At 32.3% G+C, this 25168-nt stretch carries 26 protein-coding genes, 1 other RNA gene and 1 other annotated feature; all 27 genes read right to left on the bottom strand.

The features are described from left to right. Positions 1 to 193: helix-turn-helix domain-containing protein (locus ER639_RS05410; RefSeq protein WP_164993301.1), on the bottom strand; the 193-nt coding region annotated here is incomplete at its 3' end. Between the two features lie 71 nt (positions 194 to 264). Then, the gene (locus ER639_RS05415) at positions 265 to 1269 is read right to left on the bottom strand and encodes an ABC transporter permease (protein ID WP_129064754.1); all 1005 of its coding nucleotides are present in this window, start codon (positions 1267 to 1269) and stop codon (positions 265 to 267) included. Beyond that, positions 1262 to 2179 (bottom strand): ABC transporter ATP-binding protein, encoded by a 918-nt coding sequence (locus ER639_RS05420; protein WP_129064755.1) that lies wholly within the window; start codon positions 2177 to 2179, stop codon positions 1262 to 1264. Before ER639_RS05420 ends, ER639_RS05415 begins: the two co-directional genes overlap by 8 nt. A 163-nt stretch (positions 2180 to 2342) precedes the next feature. Continuing rightward, positions 2343 to 3116, bottom strand: coding sequence for a tRNA threonylcarbamoyladenosine dehydratase (locus ER639_RS05425; protein ID WP_129064756.1), 774 nt, complete (start codon positions 3114 to 3116; stop codon positions 2343 to 2345). A 106-nt stretch (positions 3117 to 3222) separates the two neighbouring features. Continuing rightward, a non-coding RNA gene (gene ssrS, locus ER639_RS05430) (6S RNA) lies at positions 3223 to 3410 on the bottom strand. Between the two features lie 62 nt (positions 3411 to 3472). After that, positions 3473 to 5251, bottom strand: a complete 1779-nt coding sequence (gene aspS / locus ER639_RS05435) for an aspartate--tRNA ligase (protein ID WP_129064757.1) — start codon at positions 5249 to 5251, stop codon at positions 3473 to 3475. A 9-nt stretch (positions 5252 to 5260) separates the two neighbouring features. Continuing rightward, the gene (hisS, locus tag ER639_RS05440; RefSeq protein ID WP_129064758.1) at positions 5261 to 6514 is read right to left on the bottom strand and encodes a histidine--tRNA ligase; all 1254 of its coding nucleotides are present in this window, start codon (positions 6512 to 6514) and stop codon (positions 5261 to 5263) included. 295 nt (positions 6515 to 6809) lie between these two features. Next, on the bottom strand, positions 6810 to 7667 hold the full coding sequence (locus ER639_RS05445; protein ID WP_129064759.1) for an N-acetylmuramoyl-L-alanine amidase family protein: 858 nt from the start codon (positions 7665 to 7667) through the stop codon (positions 6810 to 6812). Then, complete coding sequence (gene dtd / locus ER639_RS05450; RefSeq protein ID WP_129064760.1) at positions 7664 to 8116, bottom strand: D-aminoacyl-tRNA deacylase; 453 nt, start codon at positions 8114 to 8116, stop codon at positions 7664 to 7666. The genes ER639_RS05445 and dtd overlap by 4 nt, the downstream gene beginning before the upstream one ends. Before the next feature lie 8 nt (positions 8117 to 8124). After that, entirely contained in the window at positions 8125 to 10317 is a 2193-nt protein-coding gene (locus tag ER639_RS05455) for a RelA/SpoT family protein (protein WP_129064761.1), read from the bottom strand. Between the two features lie 136 nt (positions 10318 to 10453). After that, the gene (locus ER639_RS05460) at positions 10454 to 10975 is read right to left on the bottom strand and encodes an adenine phosphoribosyltransferase (protein WP_129064762.1); all 522 of its coding nucleotides are present in this window, start codon (positions 10973 to 10975) and stop codon (positions 10454 to 10456) included. Positions 10976 to 10984: 9 nt separating this feature from the next. Next, positions 10985 to 13231 carry a single-stranded-DNA-specific exonuclease RecJ gene (recJ, locus tag ER639_RS05465; RefSeq protein ID WP_129064763.1) on the bottom strand — a complete coding sequence of 749 codons (2247 nt, stop codon included), beginning with the start codon at positions 13229 to 13231 and terminating at the stop codon, positions 10985 to 10987. Between the two features lie 78 nt (positions 13232 to 13309). Further along, positions 13310 to 15604, bottom strand: coding sequence for a protein translocase subunit SecDF (secDF, locus tag ER639_RS05470; RefSeq protein WP_129064764.1), 2295 nt, complete (start codon positions 15602 to 15604; stop codon positions 13310 to 13312). A gap of 109 nt (positions 15605 to 15713) precedes the next feature. Further along, complete coding sequence (yajC, locus tag ER639_RS05475) at positions 15714 to 15980, bottom strand: preprotein translocase subunit YajC (protein WP_129064765.1); 267 nt, start codon at positions 15978 to 15980, stop codon at positions 15714 to 15716. Positions 15981 to 15989: 9 nt separating this feature from the next. After that, entirely contained in the window at positions 15990 to 17129 is a 1140-nt protein-coding gene (tgt, locus tag ER639_RS05480; protein ID WP_129064766.1) for a tRNA guanosine(34) transglycosylase Tgt, read from the bottom strand. Between the two features lie 15 nt (positions 17130 to 17144). Then, entirely contained in the window at positions 17145 to 18167 is a 1023-nt protein-coding gene (queA, locus tag ER639_RS05485) for a tRNA preQ1(34) S-adenosylmethionine ribosyltransferase-isomerase QueA (protein ID WP_129064767.1), read from the bottom strand. Between the two features lie 2 nt (positions 18168 to 18169). Then, complete coding sequence (gene ruvB, locus ER639_RS05490; RefSeq protein ID WP_129064768.1) at positions 18170 to 19180, bottom strand: Holliday junction branch migration DNA helicase RuvB; 1011 nt, start codon at positions 19178 to 19180, stop codon at positions 18170 to 18172. A 20-nt stretch (positions 19181 to 19200) separates the two neighbouring features. Next, entirely contained in the window at positions 19201 to 19791 is a 591-nt protein-coding gene (gene ruvA / locus ER639_RS05495; protein WP_129064769.1) for a Holliday junction branch migration protein RuvA, read from the bottom strand. 8 nt (positions 19792 to 19799) lie between these two features. Beyond that, positions 19800 to 20252 carry an ACT domain-containing protein gene (locus ER639_RS05500; protein WP_129064770.1) on the bottom strand — a complete coding sequence of 151 codons (453 nt, stop codon included), beginning with the start codon at positions 20250 to 20252 and terminating at the stop codon, positions 19800 to 19802. Positions 20253 to 20257: 5 nt separating this feature from the next. Further along, positions 20258 to 21547, bottom strand: coding sequence for a GTPase ObgE (gene obgE / locus ER639_RS05505; protein WP_129064771.1), 1290 nt, complete (start codon positions 21545 to 21547; stop codon positions 20258 to 20260). Next, positions 21547 to 22035 (bottom strand): Spo0B domain-containing protein, encoded by a 489-nt coding sequence (locus tag ER639_RS05510; RefSeq protein WP_129064772.1) that lies wholly within the window; start codon positions 22033 to 22035, stop codon positions 21547 to 21549. Before ER639_RS05510 ends, obgE begins: the two co-directional genes overlap by 1 nt. Before the next feature lie 98 nt (positions 22036 to 22133). Further along, on the bottom strand, positions 22134 to 22418 hold the full coding sequence (gene rpmA, locus ER639_RS05515) for a 50S ribosomal protein L27 (protein ID WP_129064773.1): 285 nt from the start codon (positions 22416 to 22418) through the stop codon (positions 22134 to 22136). Positions 22419 to 22428: 10 nt separating this feature from the next. Next, positions 22429 to 22749 carry a ribosomal-processing cysteine protease Prp gene (locus ER639_RS05520; protein ID WP_129064774.1) on the bottom strand — a complete coding sequence of 107 codons (321 nt, stop codon included), beginning with the start codon at positions 22747 to 22749 and terminating at the stop codon, positions 22429 to 22431. Then, a complete protein-coding gene (gene rplU, locus ER639_RS05525; protein ID WP_129064775.1) occupies positions 22749 to 23057 on the bottom strand; it encodes a 50S ribosomal protein L21 in 309 nt (102 codons plus the stop codon). The genes ER639_RS05520 and rplU overlap by 1 nt, the downstream gene beginning before the upstream one ends. A gap of 13 nt (positions 23058 to 23070) precedes the next feature. Continuing rightward, positions 23071 to 23142 (bottom strand) — a sequence feature (ribosomal protein L21 leader region). Between the two features lie 56 nt (positions 23143 to 23198). Continuing rightward, positions 23199 to 23705 (bottom strand): rod shape-determining protein MreD, encoded by a 507-nt coding sequence (mreD, locus tag ER639_RS05530; protein ID WP_129064776.1) that lies wholly within the window; start codon positions 23703 to 23705, stop codon positions 23199 to 23201. Next, positions 23705 to 24574, bottom strand: coding sequence for a rod shape-determining protein MreC (mreC, locus tag ER639_RS05535; protein ID WP_240663999.1), 870 nt, complete (start codon positions 24572 to 24574; stop codon positions 23705 to 23707). Before mreC ends, mreD begins: the two co-directional genes overlap by 1 nt. Positions 24575 to 24710: 136 nt before the next feature. Next, entirely contained in the window at positions 24711 to 25130 is a 420-nt protein-coding gene (locus ER639_RS05540) for a DUF4930 family protein (RefSeq protein ID WP_205757697.1), read from the bottom strand. Between the last annotated feature and the right edge of the window lie 38 nt (positions 25131 to 25168).

Genomic DNA, 25168 nt, shown 5'->3' on the forward strand with positions numbered 1-25168 from the left:
ATTTTTTTCTTGTCATACCAGAAATCAGACCATCAATACCGAAGGTATCAAATTGATAAACCCATGTTCTTATTACTGAAGATTGAATATCATATTTTCTACCTAATGAATCATAGCCATTATTTCCATCTTTATATTCTTTAATAAGTCTTAATTTAAAATCAAGTTCATGCTTTTTATTCAAAATAAACACCCCTAAAGTTGAATTTTAAGGTTCAACTTTAGGGGTGCACTTCAGTCTCAGCTTTTTTAAGTACTATTTTTCTAATTTGCCACATCTCTCTTATTAAATATCACTAAACCAATCACAATTATAATTATAATTGCAATCACATTGTATATTGAACTATACATTAATGTCATATCATCATCAGGCTTTACACTAGCAAGTTCTACATATTGATTCAAATTCCAGTTGGCTGGCCAAATATATTTTACTAAGTTGGTTTTAGCACTAATAAACGACACAATCAATTGACTAAAAAATTGTAATCCCAAAGTAATACCTAAACTTAATGCAGTATTTCTAAGTATTACAGATAATACAAATGCAATCGTAGCGAAAATCGCCATTAATATGAAATCATTGATAAATAATTGACCTAAAAACGGCCAAAATGATACAGCTTTAACTTTATGCTCACCCATCATTTGATAAACAAATTGATTTGTAGGATCCATTTTTGTTGTAAATAAAGCAACAGCTGCTTTTAATACATAGGTTATCAATGTAAATAAAAATGCAATACAAACAGCAGCAATCCATTTTGAAATAAAGATTGCAGTTCTTGATTTAGGACGAATTAAAAGTAACTTAATTGTACCTTGCTGAAATTCTCTACTCATCATGGCACTTGTTATAACTACAACCATGATTAAACTTAATCCAATAAAACCTCCAACTTCACTCATTGCACCAAAGAAATGTTTATTACTTGGTGGTTGTATGTCTTTTTTTAGATATTGATTCAGCATTTCCAAACGATTTTGATATGCTTGTTGTTTCTGGAATTTTTTAACGTCATCCGCTTTTTCTTTGTGCTTACCTTGTATATCCGCTAATTTTTTTTGAATATCTGTAATGTCTTTTTTAACTTCAGTTTTCCAAGTCTTTGCATCGTATGAATGCTCTAATAAATCATCACTATACCCAAATGAATTTGTTAAAAAAAGATTCAACAAAATGAGTCCTAAAATAATGGCACTCATAACAATCGTACCGAATCGGTAAAAATATTTAATCATTTCATTATGTACCAATTTAATCATGAGACACACCTCCAGTGATATTTAAAAATCTGTCCTCAAGACTTGATCGTTCTTCATTGATGCTATAAATCGATACCGACGCTGCAACCAATGCTTGAACTGTAATTGGTACATCTTCTTTATTGATTTTCACTTTAATTTGATTGTCTTGAATATTATATTCGTAACCATTCGTTTTAAACCACTGCTCTGCTTTTTCTATAGGATTTACATCATATGACATAATTAAATTCTGATTGTTTTGTTCATGTACATTTTCAATACGAATCATTTCCCCGTCTTTTATAATCCCAATTCGATCACACATTAATTCCATTTCACTTAATAAATGGCTAGATACAATGACAGACAAACCTTCTTCTTTTGCTAAATTTCTAATATAATCTCGAATTTCACGAATACCTGCAGGATCAAGTCCATTTGTAGGCTCATCTAATATTAATAATTCAGGCTTATGTAATAACGCTTGTGCTAATCCTAATCTTTGTCTCATTCCTAAAGAATACTTTTTCACTTTGTCTTTTATTCTATGTTCTAATCCAACTAATTTTACAACACGATCAATATCCTCTTTTGTAATATTGGGTTGCATTCTCGCATAATGTTTTAAGTTATCTAATCCTGATAAGAATGGATACATTTCAGGATTCTCTACGATGGCACCTATTTTTTTTAAAACATGCTTTCTATTATTTGAAAGTGCTTCTCCACCAATCAAAATTTGGCCTGATGTAGGTGTTGTTAAACCAACCATCATTCTAATCGTCGTTGTTTTACCAGCACCGTTAGGTCCTAAAAACCCAAACACTTCACCTTTATTGACTTCTAAACTCAATCCTTTAATGATTTCATGTTTGCCGATTTTTTTATGTAAATCATTAATTTGTAGCATTGCTTTTTGCTCTGTCATTGTAGCCCTCCTTTTAATACGTATTCATTCCTAATGATAAACGATAAACCAGTACTTTTACATAGATATCCACTTATTTTAAGGAAATTTTAAGAATATGTGTAATTATACAAAAAGAGTGATGCATGTCTGCCCCACTCTCAATTAATTACATTATAAATTATTATTGATTACCTTTATCATTAACTCTTGTTACAGGAATATCTTTCAAAATATCATTGATTACATAACTAGCACATATTAAACCCACTACACTTGGTACAAAAGCATTTGAACTCGGTGGCATTTGTGCTTTACGGATCTCTGCATCAGGGTTTCCGACATAGTTTTTCACATCATCCCTAATAACAATTGGGCTTTCGTCAGAAAATACAACGGGAATTCCTTTTGTAATGCGTTCTTTTTTTAGTTTAGTTCGAATAACCTTTGCCATTGGATCGGTATGTGTTTTTGAGATATCCACAATTTTAAAGCGTGTAGGGTCCGTTTTATTCGCAGCACCCATACTTGAAATGATCTTAATATTTCGCTTTAAACATTCTTTCATTAAATGTATTTTATACATAATGGTATCACTTGCATCAATAACATAATCAATTGGATATTCAAAGATTTGTTCATATGTTTCATCAGTATAAAACATATGTAACGGTGTGACTTTACATTCAGGATTAATTAATTTGATACGTTCTTCCATTAATGTGACTTTTGACTGACCAACTGTGGTTGTTAGTGCATGTAACTGACGATTCACATTGGTAATATCTACATCATCTTTATCAATTAAAATAATGTGGCCGATATTGGTTCTTGCAAGTGCTTCTGCTGCAAAACTACCAACGCCTCCAACACCTAGGACTGCTACTGTTTTACCGTTTAATAAGTCAAGGCCCTCTTTACCATAGGCAAGTTCATTTCTAGAAAATTGATGTTTCATATTGTTCTCCTAACTTCTTTTATTCCTACTATTTCACTCAACATTATGACAGATATTGAATTATTTTGCTACATTAAAAAAACGAGGAACAAAAGTTCCTCGCTAAGTAGTATCCAATTTGAGCCGTTACTATTTGTTGATCATTTTGGCCTGCTATAAACAGGTGGGTGCCCTGTTTCTTATTTAGCAAGTCCTCCTATAGAGGCGTGTGCGACGTAAGAAAACCTATTAAGCTCCCTGATCGAAAGTGTTAGGTCAAAATATAAAAACAAGTATCGAACCCTTCAGACACCTAACTTATGACTATATAATATCATATTATATGAAATAATCAAGCATTAAGTACTTATAAATGATTATTTGTCAGAATTTTTTAAATTTAATTTTAAGCTTAATTCATCTAATTGCATTTGATCAACTGGGCTTGGTGCATCTGTTAATAAACATGTTGCTGATGCTGTTTTAGGGAATGCAATGACATCTCGTAAATTACTACGTCCTGACAATAACATTACTAAACGGTCTAATCCTAATGCAATACCGCCATGTGGTGGTGCACCATATTTAAATGCATTCATTAAGAAGCCAAATTGTGCTTCTGCTTCTTCTTTTGTAAATCCTAATGCTTCAAACATTTTAGCTTGCATTTCTTGGTCATGAATACGGATAGATCCTCCACCTAATTCAAAACCATTTAACACGATATCGTATGCATTTGCTTGTACTTTATCTTTATCCGTTTGTAATAATTCAACATGTTCTTTTTTCGGTGCTGTAAATGGATGATGCGCAGCAAAGTATCGACCCGCTTCTTCATCATATTCAAATAATGGCCAATCAGTTACCCATAAGAAATTAAATTGATTTTCATCGATTAGTCCTAAATCTTTACCTAATTTATTTCTTAAGTTCGCTAAGCTCGCATTTACAACTGATAATTTATCTGCAACAAATAAAATTAAATCTTTGTCTTGTGCCTCAGTCAATTGCATTAATAATTCAGTTGTTGTTTCATCAAAGAATTTAGCGATTGGACCATTTAATCCATCTTCAACTACTTTAACCCATGCTAATCCTTTAGCGCCATAAATTTTTGCAAATTCTTGTAATGCATCAATATCTTTTCTTGAGTACTTATCTGCTGTACCTTTTACGACAATAGCTTTAACAGCACCACCGTTATTAACAGCATCTTTAAATACTTTAAAGTCCATTTTTTCAGCTAATGCATTTAAAGTTTTTAATTTCATATCAAAACGTGTATCTGGTTTATCAATACCATAATCACGCATTGCTTCTTCATAAGTCATTCTTGGGAAAGGTAATTGCACATCAATACCTTTAACGTCTTTCATGATACGTTGGATCATACCTTCATTCATTGTAATGACGTCTTCTTGATCCACAAAGCTCATCTCAATATCGATTTGTGTGAATTCAGGTTGACGATCCGCTCTTAAGTCTTCATCGCGGAAACATTTCACGATTTGATAATATTTATCAAATCCACCAAGCATTAATAACTGTTTAAAAATTTGTGGCGATTGTGGTAATGCATAAAATTCTCCATCATGTACCCTTGATGGAACTAAATAATCACGCGCCCCTTCAGGCGTAGATTTTGTTAACACTGGTGTTTCAACTTCGTAAAAGCCAGTTTCATCTAAATAATTACGTACAGCTCTTGTAATTTGATGACGCATTTTAAACGTGTTTGCAAGTGCTGGACGACGTAAGTCTAAATAGCGATATTTTAAACGTACATCTTCAGAAGCATCTGTCTCTGATTCAATTTGAAACGGTGGTGTTTCAGATTTATTAATAATCGTCACTTCTGAAACTTGTACTTCTACTTTACCTGTTTTAATTTTATCATTAACAACCGCTGCGTCACGTTCAGTTACTTTACCTTTTACTTCTAAAACATATTCAGAACGCACTTGTTCTGCAATTTCTAACGCTTCACTTGAGAACTCTGGGTTAAATACGATTTGAACGACACCTTCACGGTCACGTAAATCAATGAAAATTAATCCACCTAAATCACGTCTTTTTTGTACCCAACCTTTTAATACGACTTCTTGTCCAATATATGATTCTGTTACTAATCCACAATATGTTGTACGTTTATTCATAATAGCCTCCTATTTAATTGAAGTTACAATTTCATCTATTGAAATTTCTTTAACTTCTCCTGATGTCATTTCTTTTAATTTAATCATGCCACTTTGTAATTCATTTTCACCATATACAAAAGTATATTTTGCTTGAATTCGATCCGCTTGTTTCATTTGACCTTTAATTTTACGGTTCAAATAATCCATATCAACTGACAAACCTTCAGTTCTTAATTTCGCTACAAGTTGAACTGTCGCTTCTAAAGTTTCTGGCATTGTTACAATAAATAAATCAACGCTTTCTTCAATTGGTAATTCAATACCTTCTGCTTCTAACGCAAGTAATAAACGTTCAATACTTAATGCAAAACCAATTCCAGTCTCTTTTGGCCCATCTAACATTTCTAATAATCCGTTATATCTGCCACCACCACATAATGTCGTAATCGCCCCAAACCCTTCAGCTTCACTCATCATTTCAAAAGCAGTATGCGTATAATAATCTAATCCACGAACTAAATTCGTATCTTCAACATACGGTACTCCTAAAATATCTAAATAACGCTTCACTTCTTCGTAATAATTTTTTGAGTAATTATTTAAGTATTCTGTTATTTTAGGCGCATTCTTTACTGCTTCTTTATCAGCATCCACTTTACAATCTAAAATACGCATCGGATTTATATGAAGTCGGTTTTGACAATCCGAACAAAATGTATCGATAACTGGTTCGAAATGCTTAATCAGTGCTTGTTTATAATCTTGGCGACTTTCCATATCACCGATTGAATTGATATGTAACTTAATATGTTTTAAACCGAATGAACGATAAATCGTGTAAAGCATATGAATGACTTCAGCATCCATTGCTGGATTTTCTGCCCCAATCGCTTCAACACCATATTGAACAAATTGACGATAACGGCCTTTTTGTTTTCTTTCATAGCGGAACATTGGCCCATTGTAATAAAGTTTAATTGGTTGATTCGCATCGCCATGCATTTTATTTTCAATGTAACTTCTTACTACAGCAGCTGTACCTTCAGGTCTTAATGTAATGCTACGATCACCTTTATCCTTAAATGTGTACATTTCTTTTTGTACGATATCTGTTGTGTCACCTACACCTCTTGCAAATAAATCTGTCGATTCAAATATCGGTGTTCTAATCTCTTTATAATTAAATTGGCGACTGATTTCGTGTAAGCGATTTTCAATATAACGCCATTTCGGTGATTCACTTGGTAATATATCTTGTGTTCCTCTTGGTATATTAATCATAAATTTCCCTCCTAAAATATAAAAAGCCCCTTATGCTCTCGCATAAGGGACGAATATTCCGTGTTGCCACCCTAATTGATAATCTATGATTATCCTCTCAAACATTTAACGCATGTGAACGGTTTTACTTTTCATAAAACAACCTTACCTATTGTTCTTAATTCCATATATCTCACTTACTTTCACCATATGTAAGCATCTCTATTCAAAAATATATCAAATCCTGATAGGTTCAAACGGTTTATTATTGATTTGTAATGTCTTTATACTACTAAGTTAACGTCCTAAAGTCAAGTTAATACAAAAAGTAATTTCTTAAACCATCAACAATACCGGTCGTAACGATTTGTTGATAAGCTTTTTGCTTCATCATATCTTCATCTGTTGCATTACTAATATATCCTAATTCTAATAAGACAGCTGGTCTTTTTGTTTGCCTAATTACTTGATAATTTTCTTGTCTCACACCTCTGTCAGATAACAAGGCTTTTTTCTTAATGGCCATATGTAACGTATCAGCTAATGGCTTTTGTTTTTCACTGTAATAATAAACCGTCAATCCATGTGGTTCTTTCTCAGCTAAAGCATCAAAATGTATACTAATAAATGCATCTGCTTTACCTTTACGTTCTCCTAGTCTAACATATTCATCTGTTTTTCTAGTCATAATGACATTAGTACCTGCCGACTCAAGCTTATCTCGAAGCATCAAGCCTGTTGCAAGTGTAATGTCTTTTTCCTTTGTACCACTAGGACTAGAAGCGCCTTGATCTTCTCCACCATGACCAGGATCAATGATTATGGTTTTACCTTTAAAAGGATTATTCGCATTAACAACATCTGGCTTAATATTCAAGTTTGTGTGCCAACCTGCAATCCAACCTTTTTTATCTTCACTTTTTATATAATACCATTTGCCTTCATTACGGATAATATCAAAAGCATCGCCCTTTTTAACTTTAAAAATGACAGGATAATAGGCCGCAGGTCCTGTTCTTAATTCACCGTTCTCTATCATTGATAATGAAGTGGGTTTATCTTTTTTTGTCGTGAATAAAAATAAACTCGTAACAACGATAATTGTCAAAATGACATAAATCATAATTCTTAATTTTCTAGAGCGTTGTAATGGCCTTAAATCTATTTTTTTCATTGAATACGTCCTTCATTTGAATCATAAATAATCGTAACGGGACCATCATTGATTAATTGGATGTCCATATCTGCACCAAACACACCTGGCTTAACGACCAATCCTTCATTTATTAATGCATCATTAAACATTTCATATAATTGATTTGCTTTTTGAGGTTGCATTGCTGAAGTGAAACTTGGTCGATTGCCTTTTTTAACATCGGCACATAATGTGAATTGAGAAATAGATAAAATACTACCACCGACATCTTTAATGGATAAATTCATTTTTTGTTGATCATCTTCAAAAATTCTTGCAGCAACCAATTTTTTTGCCATCGCATGGATATCTTGTTGTGTTGTATATTCATAAATGCCGACAAGTAATACAAGACCTTTTTGAATAGATTCATAATAATCTTCTGCCGTGACAGATGCTTCTTTTACACGTTGGACTACAACTCTCATAAGACACCTCAATTCCAAATTCTAGAGACTGTATATATATCTCCTAGTTGCTTAATTTTATCAACTACTCTAAATAAATCATTAACGTTTTTAACCATGATGCTAATATTAATTTTTGCATTTTTATCAATATCTGCTCTTCCAGAAACTTGTACAAGCGCAACTTTTGTAGCATTTACTGCTTGTAGCACTTCATTTAAAAGTCCTAATCTATCGTATGCCGTAATTTCTAAATCCACTTGATACACTTTGTTTTGAGAAGTACTTTCAACCCATTCAACATCTATTAAACGCTCTTGTTCATTTTTGATATTTGGGCAATCTATACGGTGGACTTTCACGCCGTGACCTTTCGTAATATATCCTGTAATTTCATCTCCAGGAATCGGATTACAACATTTTGATAATTTGATCAGCATATTGTCCATACCTTCAACATATACACCTGATTCAGTTTGAATATGTTTTTTTACATTAAGTGATTTACTCACTTCTTGGACTTGATTTAATTTTAATTCTTTTTCTTTGATACGCATTTTTTCTGTAAGTTTATTTAAAACATTTGATGTTGTTAAACCACCAAAACCAATTGCCGCATATACATCATCAATATTTTGTAAATGAAATTTTTCAAGCACTGCTTGAATATTTTCGTCAACTAAAATTTCATCTACATTTAAATTCGCTTCTTTAATTTCAGCTTCAATCATAAATTTACCTTTTTCAATGTTTGATGATCGATCTTGCTTTTTAAAGAAACTTTTAATTTTACTTTTCGCGCTTGATGACTTAACAATTTTTAACCAGTCACGACTAGGTCCATAGGAATGTTTGCTTGTTCTGATTTCAATGATGTCACCTGTTGATAACGTATAATCGATTGGCACAATTTTACCATTTACCTTCGCACCAATCATCTTATTGCCAACCTCACTATGTACAGCATAAGCAAAATCAATTGGACCTGCTCCATAAGGTAATTCTACAACATCACTTTCTGGTGTAAATACATAAACTTTGTCAGAGTGTAAATCGTATTTTAAAGATTCCATAAAACTTTCAGCATCTGGAGATGTAGAATTCGTTTCCTCAATTTCTGACATCCAACTCATTTTGCTTAATGATTTCGCTTCATCTGGGTTTACAATGGTTTTACCTTCTTTGTAAGCCCAATGTGCTGCAACCCCATGTTCAGCAATTTCATGCATTTCAAAAGTTCTAATTTGTATTTCTAATGGATCTCCATTTGGTCCTACGACAGTCGTATGTAATGATTGATACATATTAGGTTTTGGCATTGCAATGTAATCTTTAAATCTACCTGGCATTGGTTTCCATAATGTATGAACCAAACCAAGCACAGCATAACAATCTTTAATACTATGAACGATTACTCGAATCGCTAATAAATCAAAAATCTGATCAAATTGTTTCTTTTGTTTAACCATTTTTCGGTAAATACTATAAATATGTTTGGGTCTTCCTGAAATCTCACCTTGAATTTGTGTAATTTTCATTTCTTCTTGAATATTATGTATCGCATTTTGAATATATGCTTCACGTTCACTGCGTTTCTTTTTCATTAAATGCACAATTCTAAAATATTGAATGCTATCAATATATCTTAATGAAATATCTTCTAATTCCCATTTAATTGTATTAATCCCTAGTCGATGTGCTAAAGGTGCATAAATATCTAATGTCTCTTTTGAAATCCTGACTTGTTTTTCATGAGGCATCGCCTTTAAAGTACGCATATTATGAAGTCTATCTGCTAATTTCACTAAAATTACGCGCACATCTTTTGCAATGGCAATAAATAATTTTCGGTGATTTTCAGCTTGTTGCTCTGCTTTTGACTTAAATTTAACTTTTTCTAATTTTGTTACACCATCAACAATATAAGCTACTTCTTCATTAAACATTGTTTTTAAATCTTCATATGTATATGGCGTATCTTCAACAACATCATGTAAAAAGCCCGCGACAATGGTTGGTGCATCTAACTTCATTTCTGCTAATATACCAGCGACTTGTATAGGATGCATAATATATGGTAGGCCGTTCTTTCTAAATTGACCATCATGTGCTTTCTCGGCAAGGTAATAACTTTTTTCGACAAATGCATAATCTTTATCTGATAAATATTGTTTTGTCATCTGTAGTACATCATCTTTTGAATATGGATATTCATTATTCAAAGTATCACCTCCGGACTATTAATGTTTTAATGATACTATAAACTTTAACAAAAATAAAACCTCAAATCATAATAAATTGCTTTAGATATAAGGTTTAGAATAAAAAAATGAGTACTTCAGCTGAAGTACTCATTTTTTATTCCTCATCGTATGAAATTAAAGTAAAGACATCATATCCTTTTAATTTTTCCATACCATTTAAATATTTTAAATCAATAATAAATGCGATACCTGCAACAATACCACCAAGTGATTCTACTAATTTAACCGTTGCTTCAATTGTGCCACCAGTTGCTAATAAATCATCTGTAATTAATACGCGTTGGCCTGGTTTAATTGCGTCTTTATGCATTGTTAATACATTTGAACCATATTCTAAATCATATTCATATTTAATGACTTCACGAGGTAATTTACCTTCTTTACGTACAGGTGCAAATCCAATACCCATCGCATAGGCTACTGGACAGCCAATGATAAATCCACGCGCTTCAGGTCCAACAACTATATCCACTTGTTTTTCTTTTGCATATTGTACAATTCGATCTGTTGCATAACCATAAGCTTCACCATTGTCCATTAATGTTGTAATATCTTTAAAGTTTACACCTTGTTTTGGCCAATCTTTTACTTCAGAAATATACTGTTTTAAATCCATGATATCCTCCTATTGTTCAAGCAATTGCTTGATTTCATCTAAATTACTATATAATAATTTTTTTTCAATCTGTAGTGCGTTTAGTCGCTTTTGATAAATATTTGCACTCAGAATATCAACTTTACCATGAATTTCATTTAATTCAATCGTTTCATTTGATTTTTTAATTAAATTGAGTTCTTCATAAACAGCAATCATAAAATTAAATGTTTCAAAACTCACACCAATGCGTTCAAGTAATTTCATACCATTTACTTTTAAATTAATGGTTTTATAATGCATAATAAACTTAAATAACATTTTAAATTTATCCATACTTGGCATACCTTCAAAATAAATCGAATGCTTTTTGAAAAAGATGACATAAATCACACTTGCATTGATTGATTGTAACGTTTTATAAAATTGCTCTAAATTATTTGGTAAGTCTCTAAATACAATTTTATCATGTCCTGCAACACTTTCACCATAATAATAATAGTTCTCTGTTAATTTTTTTTGATTGTCGTTGATGATATATGTAACAGATTCATTTTTCAAAAATGCAAATGTTTTGTGATGTTTATTTCGAAAGTCAATCCATTGTGTTGAAGCACTATTAATATCAGATAATATCAATTGTGGTGTAATGTTATTATTCCATTCATTGAGTTGTAACTGGAACGCGATATCCACTGGATGATTTAACGATAATTGATTAAACAATTCACCTTTTGACCACATTAAAGCATTCAAATTTGAATCTAATGTTAATTTAAGGTGATTATTATTTTGACCAATTTGTTTCATATTATCAATCTTTGCATCTTTCATACCAAAAATAGGTGATTTAAATCCCATTCCGAATGGTTTTAATGCAGAAAGTGCTTGAATATTTTTAACTGTAATATCTTCATGATTCAATATTGCATCAATTGGAATGATTTTTTCAAAAGTATCGTCATTCATTTTATGTTCTACAAATTGATTCAATGCTTTTTCAAGATTTTCAACTTGATCAATAGGTAATGTTAAACCTGCTGCCATATCATGACCACCAAACTTACTCACATATTCTTGTGCTGAATCTATAGCTTCATACATAGAAATTTGAGGTACACTTCTAGCAGATCCTTTAGCAAAATCTTGATCATAATCAATATTTAATACCATTACTGGCATATGATATGTTTCAACCAGTTTACTTGCAACGATCCCTAGTACACCTTCATGCCAACCTTCTTTTGCTAACACTAAAAATCGTGCGCCATTTTTTATTTTCTCATCCGCTTCTTCTTTAGCAGCTTCTGTTATTTCATTAACGATATTTTTACGTTCATCATTATATCCGTTGACTTCTTCAGCCATCATTTTTGCGCTATTTTCATCTTCAACTTGCAATAATTCACAAGCCATTCTTGCATCATCAAGTCTTCCAACTGCATTTAGACGTGGACCTATAATAAATCCAATAGTTTCTTCATCTATTTCACCTTTAAAATTTGCCTCATCAAGTAAAGCTTGAATACCTATTGGTGGCTTTTCTTGCATTATTTTTAAACCACGTTTTACAAGTGCTCTATTTTCTCCTTGCATTAATACTAAATCGGCAATTGTCCCAATCGCAACAAATGGAAGCAACGTCTCAAGTTCACTGTCTGTTAAAGCACATGCTAACTTGTAACTCACACCAACACCTGCTAATTTTTTGAATGGATAATTACCATCTGGATGCTCGGGATGTAAAATGGCAAAAGCGTTTGGCAGTGTATCACCTATTTCATGATGATCCGTAATAATAACATCCACTCCGTGTTCTTTTGCTACTTCAACTTCATGATGCCCCTTAATACCGTTATCTACTGTAATAATTAATTTTACACCCTCGTGAATTGCTTCTAAGAAAGCATCTTCATTTGGTCCATATCCTTCAGTAAAGCGGTTAGGAATATACCACCCTACATTTGCACCTAATTGTTTTAATGCAGTTACTAGCACAGTTACACTAGATACACCATCGGCATCATAATCACCATAAACCAATATGGGCTCTTCATTCTTAATAGCAAGATGTATACGTGCTACACTTTTTTCCATATCATACATTAAATATGGATCATGTAAATGTGATGTTTCAAAGAAATTACTTAATGCTTCTTCTGAATGAATTCCTCTAGAACCCAATATTTTTTCTACAATCGGTGTTAATTTATATTTTTTTATTAATTTTTGATCAATCGGTGTATACTCTGCAACTTGCCAAATTGATTCTACCACTACAGCACCTCCACTTTACAAATTATACACAATTAAAAAAGAAATGGCTAAAAAACCATTTCTTTTTCTGATACGCTATTAAACATAAATTTTTTCGTCATTTTTTTCTTTTTCTTGATAAACAACTAATTTATGTTCAGGCGATTTTTTTAGTTGTTGTTTCTTTAAGATGCCCCATAAAGGTACTGCAATAAAGATTGAACTGAATACACCTGATAATAAACCAACTAATAAAGCTAAAGCGAAGTTAAAGATGCTCGAAGCACCAAATAATAATAAAGCGATAACGACAATAACAACTGTTAATACAGTATTGATAGAACGCGTCATTGTTTGTCTTATAGAACTATTGACAATGTTATCGATTTGTTCAGATGTAGTGATAACTTTAATCTTACGTAAATTCTCACGTACACGGTCAAATGTTACAATCGTATCATTAATTGAATAACCAATTATAGTTAATACTGCAGCAATAAATGTGCCATCTACTTCTAAACGTGCAATACTGAAAAATGCAATGATTAAAAATGCATCATGTAATAATGCAAGTACAGATGTTAACCCCATTCGCCATTCAAAACGGAAAGTTACATAAATGATAATACCAATTGATGAGATGATTACAGATAAAATTGCATTTTTAGCAAGTTCTTTACCAATAACATCTGAGACCGTATTTACATTTGGTTCAAATCCATATTTACTTTTAATATTATTTTTTAATGTTTCAATTTGTTTTTTACTTAATGCGTCTTTGTATAAAACAACTGCATTCTTACCTTTATCACCACTTAAGCTGATATTTTCTGAGCCTAAGTTAATCTTTTCTAAATCCTTTTTAAGGACATCAGACTTAATCACTTGTTCACTTTTAATATCAACGCGTGATCCACTACTAAAATCAACACCAAGATTTAAACCTAGCATTGTTAATACAATGCCACCTGCAATGATTGATGCGATTGATACACCTAATAATGGTTTCGCTAATTTAACAAAATTAAGCTTATCCCAACTTGAAGTTAAATCATGTACATCTAATCCTTCAGAAAGTTTATGACGACGTTTTTCACTTACTCCAAACATATTAAATTTCTTATCAAAATAACCAGATTGTACAACTAAACTTAATAAGAAACGTGTAATAAATACGTTAGTAAAGAAAATCATGATGATACCCAGTAATAACATTGTAGCGAAACCTTTAACACTACTTTGTCCTAAGAAGAATAATACTAAGGCTGCTAATACTGTAGTTAACTGAGCATCTAAAATGGTTAAGAAACTTGATTCATTACCCTTTTTAAATGCTTGTTTTAAACTTCTTCCAATCTTCAATTCGTCTTTAATACGCTCATACATGATGATATTCGCATCAACGGCCATACCTACACCTAATACTAAGGCTGCTATACCTGGTAATGTTAATACACCATGAATCATATTAAATGCAAGCATCGTTAACCAAATATAAATCGATAAAGTAATTACTGCTATTACACCTGGAATTCGATAATAAATTAACATGAATAAGAAAATAAGACCGACACCAATACTTGAAGCAAAAATTGTATCATGTAAAGCATCTTGTCCAAATTGTGCACCAATAGATGTAGAATAAATTTCTTTTAATTTAACAGGTAATGATCCTGAATTTAATAAATCCGCAATCATTTTTGCACGTTTTAAGCCATCTTCACCATTAAAGCCACCTGAAATCTCAACGTTTTCTGAATTGATTTCACCAGCAACTCCTGCAGCTGACACATATTTAGGTTGTTTCCCAGCTTCAGCTTTCTTTAACTCTTTTTTATATGAATCTTTACCTTCTTCAAAGTCCATCCAAATTACCATGACATTTGGATTTTGTTTAGATATTTTCTTTGTAATATTAGCAAACTTCTTTGCTGATTTCAGTTTTAAAGAAACGACTGGTGCATTAGAATTTTGGTCAAATCCTTGTTTAGCACCACCTTGTACTAAATCTTTACCTGATAATAATAATTTATCGTTCGCATCACGAATTGTTAAATTCGCAGATGTTGATAAAGTATTACGTGCTTCATTTTGGTCTTTTACACCCGGTAATTGTACGCGGATACGATGACCATCTTCAATTTGTATTTTAGGTTCTGATACACCTAATACATTGACACGGTTATCTAACGTTTTACTCGTTGATTTAACAACATCGTTATCAATTTTGTCACCTTTTGAAAGTGGCTCAACTTGATAAAGTACTTCAAATCCACCTTGTAAATCTAAGCCAAGATTGACTTTATCCATGATTCCTTTTGCTGTTGTAAATATACCACCAAATACTAAGACAGTAATAAGCAACAACACGACTAAACGACTACTCTTTTTCACAATTTCACCTCATAATACTTCAATTGATACACTAAATAAGATAATCATATCATAAATGAATTCGTTATCCCATTGCACACCAATGAAAAATGTAAAAATATTGTAAATATTATTTTCTTGCGCGGATTGCTTGTTTATCAAATGTTAATTCAGTTGCCTTAGTACCTACTAAAATTGTAATCGTCGTTGGCTCAACTGATTTCACAGTTCCATGTAAACCACCTATTGTTACGACTTTATCACCTTTTTTTAATGATGAAAGTAGTGCTTGTTGTTGTTTGTTTTTCTTTTGTTGTGGTCTAATGATTGCAAAGTACATAAATAAAACTAAAATTAAAAATGGTGCAACGTTAATTAATAATGCATTAAAATCCATAATAGCCTCCTAGAAATTTTTTGGGTTTTCAACATTTAACCCGTATTCTTCAAAAAATTCTTCCTTAAAATCTAATAAACGATCGTTTCTAATTGCTTCTCTTACTTGTTCCATTAAATTTAATAAGAAATGTAAATTGTGAATCGTTGTTAATCTTATACCGAAAGTTTCATCTGCTTTAATTAAATGACGTAAGTAAGCTTTCGTATAATTTTTACATGTATAACAATCACATTTTTCATCAAGTGGTGTAAAATCTCTTTCGTATTTTGCATTTTTTACGACAACACGACCTTTAGAAGTCATACATGTACCATTTCGTGCAATTCTTGTAGGTAATACGCAGTCAAACATATCAATACCACGAATCGCACCTTCAATTAAAGCATCTGGTGAACCAACACCCATTAAATATCTTGGTTTATTAAAAGGCATTAAAGGTGTTGTATGTTCTAACATACGATACATGATTGGTTTTGGTTCTCCTACAGACAATCCACCAATAGCATATCCTGGAAAATCCATTGAAATTAAATCTTTAGCAGATTGTGTTCTTAAATCTTCATATTCTCCACCTTGGATAATACCGAATAATGCTTGATCATTGGGTCTATTGTGCGCTTTTAAACAACGCTCAGCCCATCGACTTGTTCTTTCAATACTTGCTTTTACATATTCATAAGTTGCAGGCATGGGTGGACATTCATCAAATGCCATCATAATGTCTGAACCTAAATCATTTTGAATATGCATTGCTTTTTCAGGTGATAAAAATAATTTTGAACCGTTTAGATGATGTCTGAAATGTACACCTTCTTCTTCAATCTTACGCATATCACTTAAACTGAATACTTGGAAACCGCCACTATCTGTTAATATTGGACCATCCCAATTCATAAATTTATGTAAGCCACCCGCTTCACGAATAATATCATTACCTGGGCGTAACCATAAATGATATGTGTTACTTAAAATAATTTTTGCATTCATTGCTTTTAATTCTTCTGGACTCATTGTCTTTACCGTTGCTTGTGTACCTACTGGCATAAACATCGGTGTTTCAAATGAACCGTGTGGTGTATGTACAATCCCAAGTCTTGCTCCAGATTGTTTACAAGTTTTAATGTGTTCATATGTAACTGCTGGCATAATAACTCCTTAAATTTAATAAATTAACATCGCATCTCCGAAACTAAAGAAACGATATTCTTCTTTAATTGCTTCGTTGTATGCTTTCATAATATTTTCTTTTCCTGCTAATGTTGAAACGAGCATTACTAAAGTTGATTTAGGTAAATGGAAGTTCGTAATCATTCCATCAATTCCTCTAAATGTGTAACCTGGATATATAAAAATATCCGTCCAACCAGATGCAGCTTTAAATTTTCCATCATTATCTGCAATGGTTTCGAGCGTACGCGTAGATGTTGTACCTACCGTTATAATACGGTGTCCGTTAGTTCTTGTTTGATTTAATAAAGAAGCCGTTTCTGAGCTCATTTCATAATATTCACTATGCATTTCATGTGCTTCAATAGTTTCAACACTTACCGGTCTAAATGTCCCTAGTCCTACATGAAGCGTAATATAAGCAATATTTACACCCTTTGACTTAATTTCATCTAAAAGTTCAGTAGTGAAATGTAAACCTGCTGTTGGTGCTGCTGCTGATCCAACTTCTCTTGCATACACTGTTTGGTATCTATCTTGATCTTCTAATGTTTCTTTAATATATGGTGGTAAAGGCATTAAACCAAGTTCGTCTAAACGTTCTTGCAATATGCCTTCAAATTCAAGCTTCATGATTCTGCCACCTTGTTCAAGCAGATTAACACATTCAGCAATAATTTTTCCATCACCAAAACTTACTTTAGTGCCAATTTGAACACGTTTAGCAGGCTTTATAAGCACTTCCCAACCATCTTCATGCTCTGTGAGCATTAACATTTCTACTTTTGCACCTGTATCCACTTTAACACCAAATAATCTTGCAGGCATAACCTTCGTATCATTTAATACAAGCGTATCGCCAGGATTTAAATATGAAACAACATCTTTGAAGGTTTGATGTTGGATGTCCCCTGTTTCTTTATTTAATGCAAGTAGACGACTTGAAGTACGATCTAATAAAGGTGTTTGTGCAATTAATCTTTCTGGTAACTCAAAATCAAACTCATTTACTTCCACTTTTATTGCCTCTTTTCATTTGGATAAGGTAGATTGAAATGGTCATACACTAATGCTGTCGCTTTTCTACCTCGTGTTGTTCTTTCTAAAAAGCCTTTTTGTATTAAATAAGGCTCATATACATCTTCTAATGTAACACGTTCTTCACCAATGGATACTGCAATTGTATCTAGCCCAACTGGACCCCCATTATATCTTTCAACAATGGCACGTAATATTTTGTGATCGATATGATCCAATCCATATTGATCAACTTGTAGTAAATCTAATGATGATTTTGAAGTCTCGTAATCAATTATCCCATTATTTTTAACTTGTGCAAAATCTCGCACGCGTCTTAATAAACGGTTAGCAATCCTTGGAGTACCTCTGCTACGCATTGCAAGTTCATTAATTGAATTTTGATCGATTTGTACTTCGAAAACATCTGCTGTTCTTTTGATGACTTCTTGTAATTCTTTTTGATTATAGTAATCAAGCCTCAAGTGTACGCCAAATCGATCACGTAAAGGCGCAGAAAGACTACCCGCTCGGGTTGTCGCTCCAACTAAAGTAAATGGTGGTAAATCGATTCGAATACTTCTTGCTTCTTCGCCTTTCCCAACAACAATATCTAAAACAAAATCCTCCATCGCTGGGTAAAGCACTTCTTCAACTACACGTGATAATCGATGAATTTCATCGATAAACAAAACATCACCTGGACTCAAACTTGATAAAATAGCGGCGAGATCTCCTGGTCTTTCAATGGTAGGTCCAGATGTCGTTTTAATATTCACTTCAAGTTCATTTGCAATGATATTTGCTAGTGTTGTTTTACCAAGACCTGGTGGTCCATATAGTAACACATGATCAAGTGATTCTTCTCGTAATTTAGCTGCTTGAATAAAGACATCTAAATTATGTTTGATTTTATCCTGACCTATATATTGATTTAAACGTTCTGGTCTTAAACTTAATTCATCAGTGAATTCATCACCATTTATATTTTCGTTTAATAATCTATCATCCAATCCGTTTCATTCCTTTTTTATTAGCCTACGAGAATTTGGAATCCACGTTTCACATTTTCATCTACTGATTTCAATTTTTCCTTGATCAGTACTTTTTCGACTTTTTGTAATTCTCGTTTTGAATATCCTAATGCCTCTAAAGCAAGTAATGCCTCTTGAATCACTTCTTCATCATGCATATCAAAATGATCAAGAGCATGTGTTTCATCTTCAATCACTAACTTACCTTTTAAATCTAAAATTATTTGTCTTGCTGTTTTTTTACCGATGCCAGGAAACTTAATTAAGTAACTCTCATTTTCTGCTTCAATAGCTCTAATAATTTCATTAGGAGAACTCGTCGCCAAAATAGCTAATGCAGATTTGGGACCAATGCCAGTTACTTTAATTAAGTTTAAAAACATTTGTTTTTCTTCGTATGTACTAAAACCGTACAAGCTGTGACTGTCTTCACGTACAATTAATTGTGTTTCAATTTTTACGTCTTTATTCATTTGTGATTGAAATCGATAAGGATTTGGCGTTAAACATTCATAACCAATCCCAGCAACTTCAATCACAATATGTGTTGGAAAAATAAATTTTAGCTCTCCTTGTAAATAAGCGTACATATATCCTCCTAAATGCTCATACCTAATAAGTTCACTTGATTCACATGTTTAACTTGTTTTATGCGTTCTAATAATTCATTAATTGTGATTTGTACATGCGTAATATTTAAACTAATGGTAATCGTTGCTTTATCCTTAATTGGAATACTTTGGTGAATCGTTAATACAGATCCATTTAAACTTGCGATGGTTTCTAAAATTTTTGATAAAAGACCTACTTCATCATCCACTTGAATCATCACATTGATATTCTTATCCGTTTTACGTTCATCAACAGGAAAAATGGTATCTTTGTATTTATAATATGCACTTCTAGACAAATCAAATTGTTTCACTGCATCAAAAATAGAAAGACTCGGGTTCTTTTCCAATGCTTCTTTAATACGTAATGTTTTTTGTACAGATTCAGGTAAAACATCTTCTCGGATTAAATAAAACTTTTTATGTGTATCCAAAGCCATCATTCCTATTCAATAAATTCGAATTCGCCACGCATAATGCGTACAGTATCACCATTTTTAGCACCACGTTCACGAAGTGCATCATCAATACCCATTGTTCTCATTTGTCTTGCAAAACGTTTCACTGATGCGTCGCGTGTAAAGTCTGTCATTTTAAATAGACGTTCTATTGCATTACCTGAAACAACATACGCACCGTCATCATCACGTGTAATTTCAAAATGATCGACAGATTTTTCATGTTTGTACATTACTCGGTGTACACCATCTGATTCATCTTCTTCATCGAAATTAATATCTTTTGTTGCTTCTAATAAATCAGCTATTTTGTATAATAATGTGTCAATATTTTGGTAAGTTGCTGCACTCAGTTCAATAATCTCTGCATCACTACCAAGTTCTTCTTTAAATATTTCTAAATTTTCTTCACTGTCAGGCATGTCCATTTTATTTGCAACAATAATTTGAGGACGTTTCGCAAGTTTCTCGTTATAATTCTTCAACTCTTTATTAATCGTTACATAATCCTCGTATGGATCACGTCCATCCGTTCTTGACATATCAATCATATGTACGATTACTCGACATCTTTCAACGTGTCTTAAAAATTGATGACCTAAACCTACGCCTTCTGAAGCACCTTCAATTAAACCTGGTAAATCAGCCATTACAAAACTACGATTATCTTTTGTTTGTACAACACCTAAGTTTGGTTTGATTGTTGTAAAGTGATATGCCCCAATTTTCGGCTTTGCTTTTGAAACAATCGATAATAAAGTCGATTTACCTACACTAGGGTATCCTACTAATCCGACATCTGCCATCAGTTTTAATTCTAATACTACTTCAAGTTCCTCACCAGGTTCACCATTTTCACAAAAATCTGGCGCTGGGTTAGATGCTGAAGCGAAACGTGAATTACCACGGCCACCTCGACCCCCTTTTGCGACAGTCGCACTTTGTTCATGCATTACTAAATCAGCAATTATTTCACCAGTTTCAGCATTTTTAATAATTGTGCCCGGTGGTACTTTTAAAATTAAATCTTTTGCACCACGACCATGCATATTACTCGATTGACCATTTTCACCTTTTTCCGCTTTAAACATTCTTTGGAATCTAAAGTCTAATAAAGTTCTTAACCCTTCATCTACTTGGAAGATAATTGATGCACCTTTACCACCATCTCCACCAGCTGGTCCACCTAAAGGTACGTATTTTTCTCTACGATATGCAACGATGCCGTTACCACCATCGCCTGCTTTTAAACTTATTTTTACCTGATCTATAAACATTAAAACACCTCTTTTAAGTAATGATAATGAATTGAGATGAAATCATCTCCTTCATCACTTATATCCATTTTTAAATTTTTTTTGATATCTTCGCCTGTCAATACCATTCTCATTTCTATTGCTGTTTCATTTTCGTAAAGACAAAGTTCAATTTCACTTTTATCTACCACACAATTTTTATACTGATTCACAACATTTAAAAAATCGTTGGTCATCGTTTGATCTAACAAATCAATTGCACTTGTTTGGATATCAATATCAAAAGTCCAATCAAATAAACGATCATTCAATTTAATATTTAAATAATGCCCAATTAATATCGGTACATTTAACTTTAGAAATTGTTGTTCAAGTCTAATATTGAATAGCATTCGGTCGATTTGTAAATTGACCTTATCTGTCATGCCTAATTGTTTATATGCTTCTAACAACTGCAATTGATTTGCAAAATCATGTTGAATGCGTCGATATACTTTAGCAATTTCCATAGGACACCCCTATAGTAGTATACCATGATTTAACCACTTGTTCATCTCACATGGACAAAAAAATAAAGCACTGGTTGCCCAGTGCTTTATTGACTTTATTATTTTGCTTCAGCGTATACTGAAACTTTCTTTTTGTCGCGTCCGAAACGTTCGAATTTAACAACACCATCGATTTTAGCGAATAAAGTGTCATCTCCACCACGTCCAACGTTTTCACCTGGATAGATTTTAGTACCGCGTTGACGGTATAAAATTGAACCACCAGTAACGAATTGACCATCAGCACGTTTAGCACCTAAACGTTTAGATTCAGAGTCACGTCCGTTCTTTGTAGAACCTACCCCTTTTTTCGATGCGAAGAATTGTAAGTTTAATTTTAACATGAGTTACACCTCACTTATAGTTTAGTTTAATATATTGACCATATTCTGTTTCAATGGTCTGCAAGGATACAAGCATCGCTTGTATAATTAGTTGTGCTTCATTGTTGTTTAAGTCTAACACACGACATTTAAAATAGCCACCATCGTCACTATAGTCAATGTCTGGTCGCTCATCAGTCAAACCGAGCACTGCATTCATACTGCCAAAAACTACAGCTGATGCACCAGCACAAACCAAATCTTGGCCATGTGGAGCAGAATCTGCATGTCCTGACATTGTAAATTCAGTTACACGTCCGTCATCATTTACAACAATATCAACCGTAATCATTAAGCGTTAATAGATTCGATTGTTAATTTAGTGTAAGGTTGACGATGACCTTGTTTACGTTTGTAGTTCTTTTTTGGTTTGTATTTGAATACAGTGATTTTTTTACCACGGCCGTGTTTTTCAACTTTAGCAGTAACAGTAGCACCTTCAACTACAGGTGTACCAACTTTAACTGTTTCTCCACCAACCATTAATACTTGATCAAACGTGAATGTTGAACCTTCTTCTGCGTTTAATTTTTCAACCCAGATTTCTTGACCTTGCTCAACTTTTACTTGTTTTCCACCAGTTTCAATAATTGCAAACATACTTGCACCTCCTATAAATTTTAAGTCACGCCATCATTAGGTGGATTACTCACTTAAACCTAATATTGTGCGGTTGTATGTAGCAAAACTACTCAACTTCGAAATAATACCATTTTTATAATAGCTTTGTCAACATAAAGTTTAATCGATTACATATCGATCCAAAAACTTTAATACTAAAGGAAACACAAGAAGAATCATTAATAAATTGATACACATCGATGGTAGTACATACGTCAATATAAATATAAAATAGTTCATTTGTGTAAAGCCTAAAATATGAAATACGATGTATTCAAAATGCTCAAATATTGCGATAAAGCTTAAAAATAATACAATCATCATTTTAATATCTTTATAAAATACTTTAAACAATTGATTCATTAAAAAGATAAGAATTAAGTAACCAAAAGTATAAACGCCATATACAGTTCCTAAATAGACATCAGAAATAATACCAAATAATACACCGATTATCATTGCAATATTAGCATTTTTGTATACGGTTAAAATCAACAAATAAACTAAAACTAAGTGAGAAACCCAATAAAAGTCAACATGAAAAAGGTGTAGCGGTAAAAAATAATTAATCATCGTGTCGATATAAAACAAAATTAATGCGACAAGTGGTAATAATAATATTTGCATTATTCACCACTTCCTTGTGTTTGCATTACTTTAGGGCTTTTTTTAGCGACATATACTTGAGAAACATCACCTATATTTGCTTTTGTTTCAACATAAGCAACTTGACTTAAACCAAATTCATCGTTTTCAACACGTTTTACTTCACCAATTAAAACACCTTTAGGAAATTGTCCTCCAAGTCCACTCGTTACAACTTTTGTTCCTATTTTAACTTTCACACTATTTTCAATATCAGAAACAACCAATAAACTTTTATCTTCATCGTATCGATCAATCATACCAAAAATGTCATCACCATCTTGTTGCAATGTCACAGAGATTTTACTTGATTTTACACTTGAAGATATTAATTCAACTTGGCTTGAATAACTATTTACTTTACTAATGCGACCGACCAAACCTTCAGTTGTAATGACAGCCATATTATCACGGATGCCTGAAGCACTTCCTTTATTGATGATGAATGAATTCATCCATCCATTAATATTTCGACTAATGATCGTGGCAATAACCGGATCATAATCCGCAATACTTTCAGTTTTAAGTGCTTGTTTTAATTCTTTGTTTTCTTTTTCTAATCTAAAGTTATTGGCTTCAACTTGGCTAAATCCTTTTACTTTTTCTTTTAACTTTTTATTTTCCTCAACTGCATCCCACATATGCATTAAGTTCCCAATATTATTTGACACAAATAAAAATGGATAACTTACAATACGTTGTCCCATCGCGGTTGAATCTCCAATAAATTTCTCGGGTTTACTCGTTGGATGATCTCTTAAAGAATAACCAATCATAACGATAAAAATAATGATACCAAATAAAAAAAAGACCAATTTATTACGTTTGTAAAAATTAGGCAAACTCAACACCTCATACTTTATTATTCATACTTAGTTATACGATAACATATTTAGCCGTTAAATTCTTATTTTTTTAATAATAAAAATAATGCATCAAAGACTTCTTTTCCTGTCTTTAATGCATCAAAAAAATTATATTATCCGTTTAATATGCATTTTGGTCTTTCAATTGAATCTGAACACCTTTTGTATTCATATATGCATTTAAATCTTGTTCTGTTTTAAATACTAAAACTTGTTGATCGCCAAAATGATAAAAAATAAAGTCATTACCTCTTTGACCTATCAAGTAATCTTGATTATATCCCATTCTTGTTAAACCAGATACAGACATAAACTCTTGTTTATCCATAAAATTAAACACATTTTTAATTTGCGATGCTGGAATGTTTTTAAACAGTTGATTATCTTCCAAATTATAAGTTTGGGCATTGGAAGTTTCATGATTTATTTGCTGTTCTGTTGAATGATTGGTAAATGGGTTATACATATAAATAATATAAATGACAACACATAATGCAATAAGCATGATGAAATTTCGAATCAATCTCAATAATTTAAACATCAAATACCTTCTTTCTTTTCGATATTATTAATATAAGT

The organism is Macrococcus sp. DPC7161 (genome assembly GCF_004117835.1).
Classification (GTDB): domain Bacteria; phylum Bacillota; class Bacilli; order Staphylococcales; family Staphylococcaceae; genus SDSC01.

Excerpts from the sequence above, each read along its gene's own strand:
- rpmA (WP_129064773.1), bottom strand. The coding sequence starts at position 22,418 with ATGTTAAAATTAAACTTACAATTCTTCGCATCGAAAAAAGGGGTAGGT.
- mreD (WP_129064776.1), bottom strand. The coding sequence starts at position 23,705 with ATGCAAATATTATTATTACCACTTGTCGCATTAATTTTGTTTTATATC.
- ER639_RS05415 (WP_129064754.1), bottom strand. The coding sequence starts at position 1,269 with ATGATTAAATTGGTACATAATGAAATGATTAAATATTTTTACCGATTC.
- ER639_RS05460 (WP_129064762.1), bottom strand. The coding sequence starts at position 10,975 with ATGGATTTAAAACAGTATATTTCTGAAGTAAAAGATTGGCCAAAACAA.
- ruvA (WP_129064769.1), bottom strand. The coding sequence starts at position 19,791 with ATGTACGCTTATTTACAAGGAGAGCTAAAATTTATTTTTCCAACACAT.
- rplU (WP_129064775.1), bottom strand. The coding sequence starts at position 23,057 with ATGTTTGCAATTATTGAAACTGGTGGAAAACAAGTAAAAGTTGAGCAA.
- ER639_RS05420 (WP_129064755.1), bottom strand. The coding sequence starts at position 2,179 with ATGACAGAGCAAAAAGCAATGCTACAAATTAATGATTTACATAAAAAA.
- yajC (WP_129064765.1), bottom strand. The coding sequence starts at position 15,980 with ATGGATTTTAATGCATTATTAATTAACGTTGCACCATTTTTAATTTTA.
- hisS (WP_129064758.1), bottom strand. The coding sequence starts at position 6,514 with ATGATTAATATACCAAGAGGAACACAAGATATATTACCAAGTGAATCA.
- ER639_RS05520 (WP_129064774.1), bottom strand. The coding sequence starts at position 22,749 with ATGATTACGGTTGATATTGTTGTAAATGATGACGGACGTGTAACTGAA.
- aspS (WP_129064757.1), bottom strand. The coding sequence starts at position 5,251 with ATGAATAAACGTACAACATATTGTGGATTAGTAACAGAATCATATATT.
- ER639_RS05500 (WP_129064770.1), bottom strand. The coding sequence starts at position 20,252 with ATGGCTTTGGATACACATAAAAAGTTTTATTTAATCCGAGAAGATGTT.
- ER639_RS05425 (WP_129064756.1), bottom strand. The coding sequence starts at position 3,116 with ATGAAACATCAATTTTCTAGAAATGAACTTGCCTATGGTAAAGAGGGC.
- tgt (WP_129064766.1), bottom strand. The coding sequence starts at position 17,129 with ATGCCAGCAGTTACATATGAACACATTAAAACTTGTAAACAATCTGGA.
- ER639_RS05445 (WP_129064759.1), bottom strand. The coding sequence starts at position 7,667 with ATGAAAAAAATAGATTTAAGGCCATTACAACGCTCTAGAAAATTAAGA.
- ER639_RS05510 (WP_129064772.1), bottom strand. The coding sequence starts at position 22,035 with ATGGAAATTGCTAAAGTATATCGACGCATTCAACATGATTTTGCAAAT.
- dtd (WP_129064760.1), bottom strand. The coding sequence starts at position 8,116 with ATGAGAGTTGTAGTCCAACGTGTAAAAGAAGCATCTGTCACGGCAGAA.
- ER639_RS05540 (WP_205757697.1), bottom strand. The coding sequence starts at position 25,130 with ATGTTTAAATTATTGAGATTGATTCGAAATTTCATCATGCTTATTGCA.
- obgE (WP_129064771.1), bottom strand. The coding sequence starts at position 21,547 with ATGTTTATAGATCAGGTAAAAATAAGTTTAAAAGCAGGCGATGGTGGT.